Consider the following 14,993-nt stretch of genomic DNA (forward strand, 5'->3'; position numbering starts at 1 on the left):
TCGGCGATTAGCGCAGTTTGGTAGCGCACTTGGTTTGGGTCCAAGGGGTCGCAGGTTCAAATCCTGCATCGCCGACCATTTCTAATAAACTCAGAAATACACATCTTGGTTTGGGTATGAACACATGCAGTCGCAGGTTCAAATCCTGCATCGCCGACCACTTCTAAATAAATTCAGAAACACACATCTTGGTTTGGGTATAACCGCATGCAGTCGCAGGTTCAAATCCTGCATCGCCGACCACTTCTAATAAATTCAGAAATACACATCTTGGTTTGGGTATGAACACATGCAGTCGCAGGTTCAAATCCTGCATCGCCGACCACTTCTAATAAATTCAGAAATACGCATCTTGGTTTGGGTACAGCCCATTCAGTCGCAGACTCAAACTCTCTAACATACACCGCACCACCTTTCTCTTATCAGTCATCAACGTTTTGCGCTAGATATGAAAAGCATTGTTACGTTTATCGCCGCGCTCTTACTCGCCGACATCAGTTAATCCAAGATTCTTAGCCGAGCTTATTTTTAAAGACAGCTTTTTGTACAGACTCGTAGAGTGGCTTGTTGAACACAGGTCCATTAGCGATACTCTAACGCCAAGCGGTAATTACTTTTTTGACGCGCGTCCAACGTAGCTGTTGCTTAGAATTCATTGTTAGCAAATCCCCTCAATTTATTGCTGTAAAAGTAATCAGCAATGCGCCATACGCCCAATTTATTGGTGCTCGCTCTCGACTCTTATAAATATTAGGTTATAATGCCGCGTCTATTGTTTAACGTAAGTGCCCATAGGGCAGTGCAAGCATAGGGATCGCTGGCTATCGCCGAGGTGCATAATGTGCACTTAATGTGGTGTAGCAACTAATTGATCGCCATGTATGTAAGGAAGGCGCAAAGTCGCCACATTTGAAGATTGAGGTAAATCATGCAAGTTTCTGTTGAGACGACTCAAGGCCTTGAGCGCCGTCTGACTATCACTGTTCCTTCAGAGAACGTTGAGACCGAAGTAAAAAAACGCCTACAACAACTGTCTAAAACTCAACGTATCGACGGTTTCCGTCCGGGCAAAGTACCAGTTTCTATCATTAAAAAGCGTTACGGCACTGCTGTACTTCAAGAAGTTGCTGGCGAATTAATGCAGCGTAACTACATTGAAGCGATCGTTTCTGAGAAAATTAACCCAGCGGGTGCACCTTCATTTGCACCAAAAACGCTTGAGACAGGTAAAGACCTAGAATTCGAAGCGACTTTCGAAGTTTATCCTGAAGTTGAACTTCAAGGTTTAGACAAAATCGCAGTAGAAAAGCCAGCTGTTGAAGTAAAAGACGAAGATCTAGAAAACATGCTAGAGACACTTCGTAAGCAGCACGCTTCTTGGAAAGAGTCTGATGACAAAGCCGGTGAAAATGACCGTGTAACAATCGACTTCGTTGGCACTATTGATGGCGAAGAGTTCGAAGGTGGTAAAGCTGAAGACTTCCCACTAGAGCTTGGCCAGGGTCGTATGATCCCAGGTTTTGAAGACAACATCGTTGGCAAGAAAGCCGGTGAAGAAGTTGTTGCTGACGTAACTTTCCCTGAAGAGTACCACGCTGAGAACCTTAAAGGTAAAGCAGCGCAGTTCACTATTACTGTGAAGAAAGTTGAAGTTCAAGAGCTTCCAGAGCTAAACGACGAGTTTGCTAAGCTGTTCGGTATTACCGAAGGCGGTGTTGACGCACTTAAAGAAGAAGTGAAGAAAAACATGAGCCGTGAGCTTGACCAAGCGGTTAAAGCTAAGGTTAAAGAGCAGGCGATTGAAGGCCTACTTAAGCAAAACGAAGTGGACGTTCCAAAAGCACTTGTTGAGCAAGAAATCGACGCGCTTCGCAAGCAAGCTGCACAGCGTTTTGGTGGCGATGCCAACAACATGCCTGAGCTTCCTGCTGAATTATTCCAAGAGCAAGCAATTAAGCGTGTTAAAACCGGCCTACTGCTTGGTGAAGTAATCAAAGCGAACGAAATCGAAGCCGATGACGCAAAAGTAGAAGAGCTTATCAACACCATGGCGTCTGCATACGAAGATCCAAGTGAAGTAGTTGAATACTACAAATCAAATGATCAGCTTATGCAGCAAATGCGTAACGTAGCGATGGAAGAGCAAGCAATTGATGCTTTACTAGCCAACGCGAAAGTAACTGATGTTGAAACTGCGTTTGACGACATCATGAACCCGCAGGCAGCTCAATAAGTCGTTGACTTAAGCTAAAAGCAACGTTTAAATGGCTCGTATGCTTTGTTTACAAAGCACCGAGCCATTTTAGTTTGTGTCGGTCACTAAGGAATCAAGTAATAATGAATAATGGTATGACAGATCCCCTAAACGCGTTAGTGCCAATGGTAGTTGAGCAAACTGCTAAAGGTGAGCGCTCTTTCGATATTTACTCGCGCCTTCTAAAAGAGCGAATCATTTTCTTAACTGGCCCAGTAGAAGACCAAATGGCCAACTTGATTGTGGCTCAGCTATTGTTCCTTGAATCAGAAAACCCAGACAAAGACATTCACCTTTATATTAATTCACCAGGCGGCTCTGTAAGCGCTGGTATGTCTATTTATGACACCATGAACTTTATCAAGCCAGATGTAAGCACCTTGTGCGTCGGTCAAGCCGCAAGCATGGGCGCGTTTTTATTATCTGGTGGTGCCAAAGGTAAGCGTCACTGTCTGCCTAACTCACGTGTGATGATCCACCAACCATTAGGTGGGTTCCAAGGCCAGGCGTCTGATATTGAGATTCACGCCAAAGAAATTTTATATATCAAAGACAAACTAAACCGCTTGCTAGCTGAGCATACCGGCCAGCCGCTCGATGTTATCGCTCGTGATACTGACCGTGATAACTTCATGACTGCGGATGCTGCTGTTGAGTACGGGCTGATCGATTCGGTCTTTGATCGCCGTAACGATAAATAAGCGCGAGCGCATTTGCCAAACAGCTGCGCATTGATAAGTAAAGTTTGGTATATTTGTTAAGAAGTACATTTGCTACTATGAATAAAAATAGTAGCGCAAAGAATGAGGTAGCTGAATGTCCGATAAACCAACAGACGGCGAAAAGACTAGCAAGCTGCTGTACTGCTCGTTTTGTGGTAAATCGCAGCACGAAGTACGCAAGCTAATTGCAGGTCCATCTGTTTATATTTGTGATGAATGTGTCGAGCTGTGTAACGACATCATCAGGGAAGAAATTAAAGATATCGCGCCAAAAACCAATGCGTCCGATAAGCTGCCCGTTCCAAAAGAGATCCGCAGCCACCTAGATGACTATGTGATCGGCCAAGAGCACGCGAAAAAGGTATTGTCAGTAGCGGTATACAACCACTACAAACGTCTTCGCAATGCGGGTACCACCGAAGGTATTGAACTCGGTAAAAGTAATATTTTGCTGATTGGTCCAACGGGCAGTGGTAAAACCTTACTCGCAGAAACGATGGCACGCCTATTGGATGTACCATTCACCATGGCGGATGCCACAACGTTAACCGAAGCGGGTTACGTCGGTGAAGACGTCGAGAATATCATTCAGAAACTACTGCAAAAGTGTGATTACGACGTCGAGAAGGCTCAGCGCGGGATCGTTTACATTGATGAAATTGATAAAATTTCTCGTAAATCAGATAACCCATCCATCACTCGTGATGTGTCAGGGGAAGGGGTGCAACAGGCGCTGCTTAAACTGATTGAAGGGACTGTTGCCTCGGTGCCACCACAAGGTGGTCGTAAGCATCCTCAGCAAGAGTTCTTACAGGTAGACACCTCGAAGATACTGTTTATCTGTGGCGGTGCTTTCGCCGGATTAGACAAGGTTATCGAGCAACGCAGTGCTAAGAATACCGGTATTGGTTTTGGCGCACACGTTAAGTCTGCCGATGGTGAGCGTAGCATCAGTGAAACGTTTAAAGACGTGGAACCAGAAGATCTAGTTAAATACGGTCTTATTCCAGAGTTCATTGGTCGTTTGCCTGTGGTTGCAACACTCACTGAATTGGACGAAGATGCACTGATTCAGATTTTGAACGAACCTAAAAACGCATTGACTAAGCAATTCTCTTCATTATTCCAAATGGAAGATGTTGAGCTTGAATTCCGAGAAGATGCTTTACGTGCGATTGCTCACAAAGCGATGGAACGTAAAACCGGTGCTCGTGGCTTACGCTCGATTGTTGAAGGCGTATTGTTGGAAACCATGTATGAGCTGCCTTCGATGGAAGGAGTATGCAAGGTGGTAATAGACGAGACAGTGATTAAGGGTGAGTCAGACCCTATCTTGATTTACGAAAACAGCAGCCAAGACAAGGCCGCGTCAGAGTAAAAAACAAGCAGTTTAATTAAAAAAGGAGCACTAAGCTCCTTTTTTTATAAATTTGTTTGAACTTTCCCCCCTTTATCCCCATATACTTGGGTAATCTTTAAATTTTAAGAAGTCCGAAGAGAGTTAGCATGACGCTTGAAAGAACGGATCGCGTAGACATTCCAGTATTGGCGCTAAGGGATGTGGTGGTGTATCCCCACATGGTGATCCCTTTGTTCGTCGGTCGGGAAAAGTCGATTCGCTGCCTTGAAGCAGCGATGGATAAAGACAAACAAATTTTCTTAGTGGCACAAAAAGATGCTTCTGTCGATGACCCACAAACGGATGAAATATATACCGTAGGGACAGTCGCGAGTGTGCTGCAGCTACTCAAGCTACCCGATGGCACCGTCAAGGTGCTGGTTGAGGGCACGCAACGCGCCGCTATTACCCATTATACGCAAGAAGACGAGTACTTCGCAGCCGAAGTTGAGTATATTCCTTCGACTGATATTGATGAGCGAGAGCAGGATATTTTCATCCGCAGTGCGATAAGCCAATTTGAAGGTTACGTTAAGCTCAACAAAAAAATTCCACCAGAAGTACTTACCTCGGTGTCGGGGATTGATGAGCCCGCACGCTTAGCCGATACCATGGCTGCGCATATGCCTATCAAGGTGCCCGAAAAGCAGAAAGTGCTGGAAATCAGTGACGTCACTGAGCGCCTTGAATACCTTATGGCGATGATGGAGGGCGAAATAGACCTCCTGCAAGTAGAGAAAAAAATTCGTGCCCGTGTTAAAAAGCAAATGGAAAAGTCACAGCGCGAGTACTATCTCAACGAGCAAATGAAAGCCATTCAAAAAGAGTTAGGTGAATTGGATGATGTGCCTGACGAGTTTGAAGGTTTACAAAAGAAGATAACAGAGTCGGGGATGCCAGCCGAAGCCGAAGAAAAGGCGATGGCGGAGCTGAAAAAACTGAAAATGATGTCGCCGATGTCGGCCGAAGCAACGGTGGTGCGCTCTTATATAGATACCATGGTTAATGTGCCGTGGAAGAAAAAATCAAAAGTGAAAAAAGACCTAGCAGGGGCACAAAAGATTCTTGATGCCGACCACTATGGTCTCGAAAAAGTAAAAGATCGCATCATTGAATATTTAGCGGTGCAGCACCGTACCAACAAGCTTAAAGGCCCCATTTTATGCCTTGTAGGCCCACCAGGCGTGGGCAAAACGTCACTAGGGCAAAGCATTGCTCGAGCGACGGGTCGCAAGTACGTGCGTATGGCACTGGGCGGCGTACGTGATGAAGCCGAAATTCGCGGTCACCGCCGCACTTACATCGGCTCTATGCCGGGTAAGTTAATCCAGAATATGACCAAAGTAGGGGTTCGTAACCCGCTGTTCTTATTGGATGAAATCGACAAGATGTCATCGGATATGCGTGGCGATCCTGCATCTGCTTTACTGGAGGTACTGGACCCAGAGCAAAACAGCACTTTTGCTGATCACTATCTAGAAGTTGACTATGATCTATCCGATGTGATGTTTGTTGCCACTTCTAACAGCTTCAACATACCAGGCCCATTGTTGGACCGTATGGAAGTGATCCGTTTATCCGGCTACACCGAAGACGAGAAACTCAATATCTCCAAGCAGCACTTAATTCCTAAGCAAATTAAGCGCAATGGCTTGAAAGAAAAAGAAGTGACCATCGAAGACAGCGCCATTATTGGCATTATCCGTTATTACACCCGTGAAGCCGGGGTTCGTAACTTAGAACGCGAGATTTCCAAGTTATGTCGTAAAGCGGTGAAAAATATTTTGCTCGATAAAGGTCTTAAACACATTACCATCAATGATGAAAACCTAGAAGAATACCTAGGTGTGCAACGTTACGATTACGGTAAAGTGGAAGGTGATGACCGCATCGGTCAGGTCACTGGTCTGGCGTGGACTGAAGTGGGCGGAGACCTACTGACTATTGAATCGTCTGCGGTACCAGGTAAAGGTAAGTTAAGCTACACCGGTTCATTGGGCGACGTCATGAAAGAGTCGATTCAAGCCGCAATGACCGTGGTACGCGATCGCACTGAAAAATTGCGTATTAACGATGACTTCCACGAAAAGCGTGATATTCATGTGCACGTGCCTGAAGGCGCCACACCAAAAGACGGCCCCAGCGCGGGTATCGCCATGGTGACTGCTTTAGTCTCAAGCTTAACGGGTAACCCTGTGCGCTCGGATGTGGCGATGACCGGTGAAATCACCTTACGCGGTGAAGTATTGCCTATCGGTGGTCTTAAAGAAAAACTGTTAGCGGCACACCGTGGCGGTATTAAAACAGTGGTCATTCCCAAAAAGAATGAGCGGGACCTAAAAGAGATACCAGAAAACGTTCGTGAAGGCCTCGAAATTCACCCTGTTCAGTGGATTGACGAGGTGTTAGATCACGCATTGGCGCAGCCTGTGGAGCGTTTTTCAACAGATCGTGCAAAAAGTGAGTAAAAATCACAAAAAATTGCCGCAAAGGGCTTTTCAAATCACACCTGTGTGATAAGTTAAGCACTAGATTTTGAGCCTAGGCCTTGTCCGGCCTAGGTTTCAAGCAGATCTAGGTGTTAGAAAAACGACCTTTGTTTTTCTAAATTACATAGCAAAGTGATGAGGCCGTTTTGTGTAAAACCGCACAAGGTTAGTCGCTCTGGATAATAACAATGTAAGGGGATGATATTGTGAATAAGTCTCAATTAATCGATCAAATCGCAGCTGATGCTGACATTTCTAAAGCGGCTGCAGGTCGTGCGTTGGATTCATTCATTGAGTCAGTATCAACTGCACTTAAAGACGGCGATTCCGTTGCCCTAGTTGGTTTCGGTACTTTTTCTGTACGTGAGCGTGCAGCGCGCACTGGCCGTAACCCGCAAACTGGTGAAGAAATTCAAATTGCTGCTGCAAACATTCCTTCGTTTAAAGCAGGTAAAGCGCTTAAAGACGCAGTTAACTAATTTGCGAAACTTGAGCAGCAATTAGCGCAACTGTGCTAGATTGCTTCAAGTGAAAAAGCGTATCTGTTAAGATACGCTTTTTTTATACCCACCGCCTCGAAATTGAGGGACAATAGAGTCTGAGTTCGTTGTTTAGCGGTTAAATAAAATAGAGATAAAATAAATGCTAGAAAAAATCAGAGAAGGCTCGCAAGGCTTAGCGGCCAAAATTATTCTAGGGCTGGTGATTTTATCTTTTGCTTTAGCAGGGATCGGTGGCTATTTAGGCCAATCAACCGAACAATCCGTGGCTGAGGTAAATGGAGTTAAGATCACTCAGCGCGAATTTGCCCGTGCCTATGAAAACGAGCGCGCCCGCTTAGAGCAGCAGTTTGGCGAATACTTCGCACAACTTGCTAACGATCCAAGCTATATGGCGCAAGTGCGTCAATCCGTCACTGACCGCTTAGTACAGCAAGAACTACAAACACAGTTAGCGGCAGAAATGGGGCTTCGCGTTAGCGATGAACAAGTTAAACAAACGATTCTAGAACTCCCAGCTTTCCAGTTTGGTGGTCAGTTCAGTAATGACCGTTATCTGCAAGTGATCCGCCAAATGGGTTATCAAGCAGATGGCTTCCGTGAGTACCTGCGTGAAGAAATGACGCGTTCACAACTTGTTTCGGCACTTGCTGGCACAGATTTCACGCTAAGTAATGAGTTAAGCCAAGCCGTGGGTCTGCAACAGCAACAGCGTGCTATTGATTATGTAGTGCTCGATAACAACGCTTACAAAGCCCAAGTAGAAGTGAGCGACGAAGAGGTTCAAGAATACTACGACCTAAATCAAGCGCAGTTCCTTTCGCCAGAGCAGGTGAAAGTGTCTTATGTTGAGCTAAGTGCCGATGATTTAGAATTGGCTGAGCCTATCACAGATGAGCAAATCAACGACTACTATCAGCAAAACAAAGCCTACTATTCAGAGCCTGAAAAGCGCCGTGTTGCTCATATCTTGGTTGAATATGGCGATGATCAGGACAGTGCTGAACAAAAAGCCAATGACCTACTCACACAGCTTAACAACGGCGCTGATTTCGCCGAGCTGGCTAGTAATGAGTCAGACGATATCGTCAGCGCGGAAATGGGCGGTGACCTAGATTGGATTGAGCGTGATATGCTGGATCCTGATTTTGAAAAAGCAGCGTTTGCTTTGCAAAACGTGGGCGAACTTTCACAAGTTGTTGAGTCTGAGTTCGGTTATCACATTATTAAGCTCACCGACCTGCAGCCTGGTGAAACCAAGCCTCTTGCTGAGGTGAAAGAAGACATCCGCACTGAGCTGGCGAAAGTTGAAAAAGCTGACCTATTCTATGAGCAGCAAACAGAGTTGGCAGAGCTTTCATTTGAGGTGGCTGATACATTAGAAGACGCTGCTGCTGCGGTAGGAGCGCAAGTACAAACCACACCTTGGTTAGCCCGTGGACAGCTAAGTGCCCCGTTGAATGAGGCTAACGTGCAAGCAGCCATCTTCTCGCCAGAGCTACTGGAAGATAGAGTTAACTCAGAAGTTTTGGATTTAGGTAATGAGCACGTGATTGTGGTTCGTATCGCTGATCATAAACCTGCGGCAACTAAGCCTTTGGCTGAGGTGAGCGAACAAATTAAACAAACGCTGATAGCTGAAAAGGCGACCGCCAAAGCGAAAGAGCAGGGTGAAGAGCTGTTTGCACAATTACAAAGCGGCACCAGCCTCAACGCCATTGCTCAGCAAGCAGGTGTTGAAATGCAAAGCGAGGACGCCCTTAATCGTCGCAGCTTCAGTGTGGCACCTGCTCTGGTAGAGCAGGTATTTAAGCTGGCACACCCACAGGATGAGCCTGTCGTGGATATGGTTGAGCTTAACAATGGCAATATAGCCCTGGTTGCGTTGAAGTCAGTAAACACTCCGAGTGAAACTGAAGTTAATGCCCAAGTGAAGCAAAACCTCACCATGCAAATGGCAAACAAAAACTATCAAAGCTTTATTGAAGCGCTTGAGGCTCAGGCTGAAGTGGTTCGCATGCGCCAGCAGGGGCAATCAGAATAAAGTAACATGAATACAAAAGGCGCCTATTCGGCGCCTTTTTTGTCTCTGCGCAGCGCCTAATAATAATACTGACGTCGGAAAATGAATTACACTTAGCAATGTAGTAAAGTGAAACTAGCCCCAATAAGGAGTGTGAGGAAGTATGAAAGGTGTATTTCGATTTTTAATTGCTATGGTGCTTATTGTTGCAGCGATAGCATCATACAGCGCTGGGAATAGCACCGGGCTTTTCGCTTTTGTGGTGCTTGGCTTTGTGTTTGAAGTGGCTTTTTGGCTGCGCCTTTTCCCGCTGAGTAAAAAGCGCAAATCACACGCCTGATAGCCATTAACAAGTCAGTAAACGCTGGCAGGTTTTGGATTGGGGGTTACCGAAAATTTCACCGGTTTTCCCATACTCCACCACTTCCCCGTGATCCAGCACTAACACCTGATCACTCATGTGTTTTACCAAGCTCAAATGATGGGTGATCAATACGTAACTTAACCCTGTCTCCCGTTGTAACTCTAACAGTAAGTTTACCGTCTGTGCGCGTACTGAGGGGTCAAGGGAGGAAAGCGCCTCATCCAATACTAAAACTTTAGGGTCCAGGATCAGTGCGCGTGCCAGTGCAACGCGCTGCAATTGCCCGCCAGAGAACATATGCGGGTAGTATAAACGGTGCTCAACAAGCAGCCCCACCTTCGCTAATGTTTGCTTTATTTTTTCTAGCCTTTGTTCGCTGCTAAGCTCGGTATTTAAGCGTAAACAGTCATCTAAAATCTCGCCGATAGTGAGCGCAGGATTAAGTGATGTGGTTGGGTCTTGGAAAATCAACCGAATGTGGCGACAGTCGCCATGGCGACTAGTCCCGTCATGCACTAAATCACTTTCTAAAATGATTTGGCCGCTACTGGCCTCATCGGCGCCGGCCAACACCTTTGCGAGTGTACTTTTTCCTGCACCCGTCTCGCCAATAACCGCCAACGTTTCGCCGCGACCAATACAAAATGAGATATCTTTGAGTAAACTGACCTTTTTATGGCTCAGTAAGCCCGCCCTCACAGCCAGTTGCTTGCCCAAACCTTGTACTTTCAATAAGGGTTGCATCAGCTTTGCTCCTGTTTATGTAAAGGGAAGTGACAGGCATAACTATGACCTTGCTCTTTGTCTAACTTAGGAGTAACGACACAGGCTTTCTGTGCGTTCGGACAGCGTGGCCCAAGCCGACACCCTATAGGTAGATGCTGCAAGGTGGGAATGGTGCCTTTGAGGGCGAACAGCGGCTCTTTATGGCCAAGTGCAACATCATAGTCGGGCAAGCTCTGTAACAGCGCTTTTGTGTAAGGGTGGCGCGGTTGAGCAAACACTTTTTTGGTTGGTCCGGCCTCCACCATTTGCCCGCAATACAGCACGTGCATACCATGCGTCCAGTCAGTCAATTCTTCGAGTTCATGAGAGATCATCAGAATCGACATATTTTTAAGCTGATTTAAACTTTTCAGTAGTCGAAATACTTGCGCTCGTGTGGTGCTCTCCAATGCTGTGGTCGGTTCGTCGGCAATTAGTAGCTTAGGGGAGCGGGCGATGGCCATCGCGATCATCACCTTTTGGCACACGCCTTCTGACAACTCATGTGGATAACTGGTCAAGACCTTGGAGTGCTCTTTGATGCCCACCTTGTGCAACAGTGCCCTGACACGCTGGCGTTTAGCTCTGCGTCGTTGCCATAAATTACCGGTATAGTTGCGCGCCGGAATACTTTCTTCAATTTGGTCACTGATCTTCGCAGTGGGATCGAGGCAACGACTCGGCTCCTGATAAATCATCGCTAAGTCTTGGCTTACCAACTTACGTCGTTTTTCATCAGAGAGCCGCATCAAGTCCACGCCGCGCCAGTGCATGCGGTCGGCCGTGACCCGCCAGCGTTTATTTAATGCACCCACTAAGGCCTTGGCAATGAGGCTTTTGCCAGACCCCGACTCGCCAATTAAGGCGTGTACTTCGCCTTCTTTTAGGCTGAAGTTTACTTTATCTACCACACGAATCACCGAATCTGAGGTCGTCAATTCTATGGTCAGATTTCGAATATCGAGCAATTGCATCAGTCCGCCCGCCGCTCTTTGAGTACATTACGCAAACCGTCACCAACAAGATTGGTGGACAGTACCGCTAAAAACAAAAGGATCCCCGGTAAGGCAACGGTCCATGGTGCGAGGTAAATTAGGCCTAGGTTTTCCGCCAAAATAGCTCCCCACTCAGCTGTCGGAGGTTGCGCGCCAAGCTTCAAAAAGCCTAAGGCAGCAATGTCCAAAATGGCTAATGACAGCGCCATAGTAAAAATAACCACAATACGTTCGTAAATATTGGGGAAGATGCCCCGCACTAAGATTTGCCAGCGGCTGGCTCCATCAAGGCGAAATGCGCTGATGTAATCTTTATTAAGCTCTTCGACCACCAAGTTACGCACTGAGTGGATAAACTGTGGCAACAGCGCAAAGATAATCGCCCACACGGTGTTCATCAAACCCGGTCCGAGTATGGCAATGATGATAATCGCCAGTAGTAACGAAGGGATAGATAAGGTGATATCTAACAGGTGATTTAGGAAGCTCGCACGCAGGCCATGGCTCATACCGGCGAAGGTGCCGACCAATACGCCCACCAAGGTGGTCATCAGTGCTGCAATAATTGATAAGCCGAAGGTGTAGGTCGCACCATTCATAAGGCGTGAAAGCACATCACGGCCCAAATCGTCGGTACCTAAAATAAAGCGTACATCGCCATCCTCATGCCATGAGGGAGGAATTAATAGCGCATCCGCATGTTGCTCGTTGATGCCATAAGGCGCCAGTAACGGCGCGGTGGTAGCAAGTACCGCCAGCGCAATAAAGAGCCATAAACCAACCAAAGACACATGGTTAGATTTAAACTTGCGCCATAACCGCGACAGCGGCGACACGTTAGACTGTTCGGTAAATAATTTAAACTTTGCCATGCGCTTGATTCCGTGAAATCGGGTCGAGCAGGGTGTAGAGCAACTCGGTGATAATGGTGGCGAAAATAATGAATACCGAGATTGCTAATAAGCCACCTTGAATTGCTGGGAAGTCACGTTGGTAAATGCTGTCTATTAACCAGCGACCAATGCCAGGCCATGAAAAAATAACTTCAGTGATCATGGCTAACGTGATCAACGCACTAAATTGCAGGCCGATTTGTTTTATCACCGGCAACAACGCATTGCGAAGCGCATGGTGAAAAATAAGTTGGCGGCGGCTCAACCCCTTCGCCCGGGCCGTTTTAATATAGTTTTGGTCAAGCACGTTGAGCATTGAGTCGCGAGTAAAGCGGATTAAAACCGTGGTTGGGTAGGTCGCCAGCACCAGTGTTGGCAATGCCAGATGATGCAGCGCATCGGCAAAGGCGAGGCCGCCATAGGGAAAGCCCGCAACCATAATATCTAGCAAAATAAAATTACTGTATGCGGGGATTTCGTAAAGCAAACTGATACGCCCAGACATAGGGAACAGCCCCAGTTGTAAGCAAAATACCATAATAAGCAGCAGTGCTAACCAAAAAATAGGCACAGAGTAACCGACTAATGTAAAACCACTAATGAGCTTATCACCCCAACGCCCGTGTGATAGGGCGGCGATGACTCCCGCCGGAACTCCCGCCAACACGGACACAAACAGCGCATAAATAGCGAGCTCAAAGGTCGCAGGAGCTAAATCTAACACATGGCCAAAAACACCATCGCCAGAAGCAAAAGATAATCCCCAGTCGCCCTGCATAATGCGTCCTAAAAACGCAAAATACTGCGTTACATAGCCATCATCCATATGGTATTGCTGCTGTAATTGCGCTGTTTGCGAAAAGCCTGCAGTTTCAATACCACTAAAGTTCGTTAACGGGTCACCGGGGAACAGGTAGCCCAACGAGAAGGTAAACACACTCAGCGTAAAAAGCATAAAAACCAGCAATGAAACCCGGCGTAAGGCGAACTCTAACATCATGGCTTTTTACTCGCGTGGGCTAAGGATATGCCGCCAAAGGGGCTGAGGCTGATCCCTTTTACTTGGCTGTCACGAGCTTGCGAGCGCTTCCCATGAGCCAGCGGAAATAGGGGCAGCTGTTTCGCTATCATCTGTTGCGCCTGGTGGTAAAACTGTTGTCGCTGCGCTTGCTCTGTGGTGTCTAACGCCTGCGTCAGGAGCATATCAAATTCGGGATTACACCAATTGGCCGGGTTCTTACCGCTGTAAGTGGCGGCGCAGCTCAGTAGTGGGCTAAAGAAATTGTCTGGGTCGGGTGTGTCAGCGGCCCATCCCAACAACACACTATCATGGCGATGCTCGCCTACGCGCTGTAAAAAGGTATTCCATTCATACTCGACAATACGCACGTTAACACCAATTGCACGCAGGTCACTTTGCATCAGCTCTGCCATTTTGCGCGCATTGGGGTTATAAATACGGCTTACCGGCATGGCCCAAATGGTCATATCAAAGCCATTTTCATAACCAGCGGCACTGAGCATCTCTCGAGCCTTTTCTGGGTCGTATTGGGGCAAATTAGATTGCTGCTGATAAGCCCAACTAATGGGCGGTAACATTGAAGCCGCTTTCACGCCTTGGCCGTAATAGACCGCCTGCATAATTTTGTCGACATTAATGGCATGGGCTAATGCCCGGCGTACTTGTGGATTATTAAAAGGCACACGTTCAGTATTAAAGGCCCAATAGCCGACGTTAAGGTTATCTTGTTGTTCCAATTCAATATCGTCGCGTTGGCGCAGAACGCTTGATTGGGTCGCACTTGGGTGTGGGGTAACATCGCATTCTTTGGTTAAAAGCTTGGCAATGCGTGTTGTGCCATTAGGAGTAATATCAAATACCAACTGATCGAGGTTTACTTGGTGCTCCCAGTACTCGGGGTGTGAATAGTAGCGGATCAGTCGGTCGCGTTGGTATTCACGATAAACAAACGGGCCGGTGCCCACAGGTAGCTGGTCAAACAAATCCATCTGTTCGTTGGCCATCAGGGTCATTGCATACTCTTGCGAGGTGATCACCGCGAAGTCTGTAGCCAGATTCGCTAAAAAGCTGCTTTCGGGGTTAAACAACTCAAACGTAACTTGGTATGGTGAGTCTTTGCGAATGTTGCGAATAAGCTGATCAAGACCAACACTTTGAAAATATGGGTAGCTGGCTTCACCAACGAAGTGATAGGGGTTGTACACGTCGAATAAGCGACTAAAGGTAAATACCACATCATCGGCGTTAAAATTACGGCTGGGAGTAAAATAGCGGGTGGTATGGAATTTTACATCTTCGCGCAGGTTAAACGTCACTTCCGTGCCATCATCGCTAATTTCCCAACTGGTCGCCAATTCGGGGATAAATTCACCGGTGATGGGATCAATACGTAGTAATCGGTTGTACAACTGTTTAGCGATCAGATCGATAGTTGAACCGGTGGTCGTTACTTGCGGATTAAAAGAGACAGGGTTGGCCTCAGCACAATAAACCATGCCTTCCATAGGTGCATACTGCGTGTCTTCGTCTTGGCACCCCATTAAGAGCACCATGGCAATGCCTAACAA

12 protein-coding genes and 1 tRNA gene are annotated in these 14,993 nt (G+C 46.9%); 8 read left to right on the forward strand and 5 right to left on the reverse strand.

Annotated features, from left to right (window positions below):
• Position 1: 1 nt before the first annotated feature.
• From FIU82_RS05330 to FIU82_RS18625, 8 genes are all read left to right on the forward strand, one after another.
• Positions 2–78: transfer RNA gene (locus FIU82_RS05330), tRNA-Pro, on the forward strand.
• An 850-nt stretch (positions 79–928) separates the two neighbouring features.
• Positions 929–2,233, forward strand: coding sequence for a trigger factor (gene tig, locus FIU82_RS05335; RefSeq protein ID WP_152440525.1), 1,305 nt, complete (start codon positions 929–931; stop codon positions 2,231–2,233).
• A gap of 104 nt (positions 2,234–2,337) precedes the next feature.
• Positions 2,338–2,955, forward strand: coding sequence for an ATP-dependent Clp endopeptidase proteolytic subunit ClpP (gene clpP, locus FIU82_RS05340; protein ID WP_022944380.1), 618 nt, complete (start codon positions 2,338–2,340; stop codon positions 2,953–2,955).
• Between the two features lie 115 nt (positions 2,956–3,070).
• Positions 3,071–4,354 (forward strand): ATP-dependent protease ATP-binding subunit ClpX, encoded by a 1,284-nt coding sequence (clpX, locus tag FIU82_RS05345; protein ID WP_022944381.1) that lies wholly within the window; start codon positions 3,071–3,073, stop codon positions 4,352–4,354.
• A 128-nt stretch (positions 4,355–4,482) separates the two neighbouring features.
• On the forward strand, positions 4,483–6,843 hold the full coding sequence (gene lon / locus FIU82_RS05350) for an endopeptidase La (RefSeq protein ID WP_022944382.1): 2,361 nt from the start codon (positions 4,483–4,485) through the stop codon (positions 6,841–6,843).
• A gap of 227 nt (positions 6,844–7,070) precedes the next feature.
• Positions 7,071–7,343 (forward strand): nucleoid-associated protein HU-beta, encoded by a 273-nt coding sequence (gene hupB, locus FIU82_RS05355; protein ID WP_022944383.1) that lies wholly within the window; start codon positions 7,071–7,073, stop codon positions 7,341–7,343.
• Between the two features lie 163 nt (positions 7,344–7,506).
• The gene (gene ppiD, locus FIU82_RS05360) at positions 7,507–9,408 is read left to right on the forward strand and encodes a peptidylprolyl isomerase (protein WP_022944384.1); all 1,902 of its coding nucleotides are present in this window, start codon (positions 7,507–7,509) and stop codon (positions 9,406–9,408) included.
• Between the two features lie 142 nt (positions 9,409–9,550).
• On the forward strand, positions 9,551–9,727 hold the full coding sequence (locus FIU82_RS18625) for a hypothetical protein (RefSeq protein WP_172972706.1): 177 nt from the start codon (positions 9,551–9,553) through the stop codon (positions 9,725–9,727).
• A 6-nt stretch (positions 9,728–9,733) separates the two neighbouring features.
• Here the strand turns inward: FIU82_RS18625 and FIU82_RS05365 are convergent, their stop codons facing one another.
• The 5 genes from FIU82_RS05365 to FIU82_RS05385 are packed head-to-tail and all read right to left on the reverse strand — an operon-like array spanning position 9,734 to position 14,978.
• Positions 9,734–10,495, reverse strand: a complete 762-nt coding sequence (locus FIU82_RS05365; protein WP_022944386.1) for an ATP-binding cassette domain-containing protein — start codon at positions 10,493–10,495, stop codon at positions 9,734–9,736.
• Complete coding sequence (locus FIU82_RS05370; protein ID WP_022944387.1) at positions 10,495–11,490, reverse strand: oligopeptide/dipeptide ABC transporter ATP-binding protein; 996 nt, start codon at positions 11,488–11,490, stop codon at positions 10,495–10,497. Before FIU82_RS05370 ends, FIU82_RS05365 begins: the two co-directional genes overlap by 1 nt.
• A complete protein-coding gene (locus tag FIU82_RS05375; RefSeq protein WP_022944388.1) occupies positions 11,490–12,383 on the reverse strand; it encodes an ABC transporter permease subunit in 894 nt (297 codons plus the stop codon). Before FIU82_RS05375 ends, FIU82_RS05370 begins: the two co-directional genes overlap by 1 nt.
• Positions 12,370–13,404, reverse strand: coding sequence for an ABC transporter permease subunit (locus FIU82_RS05380; protein WP_022944389.1), 1,035 nt, complete (start codon positions 13,402–13,404; stop codon positions 12,370–12,372). Before FIU82_RS05380 ends, FIU82_RS05375 begins: the two co-directional genes overlap by 14 nt.
• Positions 13,401–14,978 carry an ABC transporter substrate-binding protein gene (locus FIU82_RS05385; protein WP_022944390.1) on the reverse strand — a complete coding sequence of 526 codons (1,578 nt, stop codon included), beginning with the start codon at positions 14,976–14,978 and terminating at the stop codon, positions 13,401–13,403. The genes FIU82_RS05380 and FIU82_RS05385 overlap by 4 nt, the downstream gene beginning before the upstream one ends.
• Positions 14,979–14,993 lie beyond the last annotated feature (15 nt).

The organism is Pseudoalteromonas sp. THAF3 (genome assembly GCF_009363775.1).
Lineage (GTDB): Bacteria > Pseudomonadota > Gammaproteobacteria > Enterobacterales > Alteromonadaceae > Pseudoalteromonas > Pseudoalteromonas ruthenica.

Coding starts and splice junctions, on each gene's coding strand:
- lon (WP_022944382.1), top strand. CDS start 4,483: ATGACGCTTGAAAGAACGGATCGCGTAGACATTCCAGTATTGGCGCTA.
- FIU82_RS18625 (WP_172972706.1), top strand. CDS start 9,551: ATGAAAGGTGTATTTCGATTTTTAATTGCTATGGTGCTTATTGTTGCA.
- FIU82_RS05370 (WP_022944387.1), bottom strand. CDS start 11,490: ATGCAATTGCTCGATATTCGAAATCTGACCATAGAATTGACGACCTCA.
- clpX (WP_022944381.1), top strand. CDS start 3,071: ATGTCCGATAAACCAACAGACGGCGAAAAGACTAGCAAGCTGCTGTAC.
- FIU82_RS05375 (WP_022944388.1), bottom strand. CDS start 12,383: ATGGCAAAGTTTAAATTATTTACCGAACAGTCTAACGTGTCGCCGCTG.
- ppiD (WP_022944384.1), top strand. CDS start 7,507: ATGCTAGAAAAAATCAGAGAAGGCTCGCAAGGCTTAGCGGCCAAAATT.
- FIU82_RS05365 (WP_022944386.1), bottom strand. CDS start 10,495: ATGCAACCCTTATTGAAAGTACAAGGTTTGGGCAAGCAACTGGCTGTG.
- tig (WP_152440525.1), top strand. CDS start 929: ATGCAAGTTTCTGTTGAGACGACTCAAGGCCTTGAGCGCCGTCTGACT.
- FIU82_RS05385 (WP_022944390.1), bottom strand. CDS start 14,978: ATGGTGCTCTTAATGGGGTGCCAAGACGAAGACACGCAGTATGCACCT.
- clpP (WP_022944380.1), top strand. CDS start 2,338: ATGAATAATGGTATGACAGATCCCCTAAACGCGTTAGTGCCAATGGTA.
- FIU82_RS05380 (WP_022944389.1), bottom strand. CDS start 13,404: ATGATGTTAGAGTTCGCCTTACGCCGGGTTTCATTGCTGGTTTTTATG.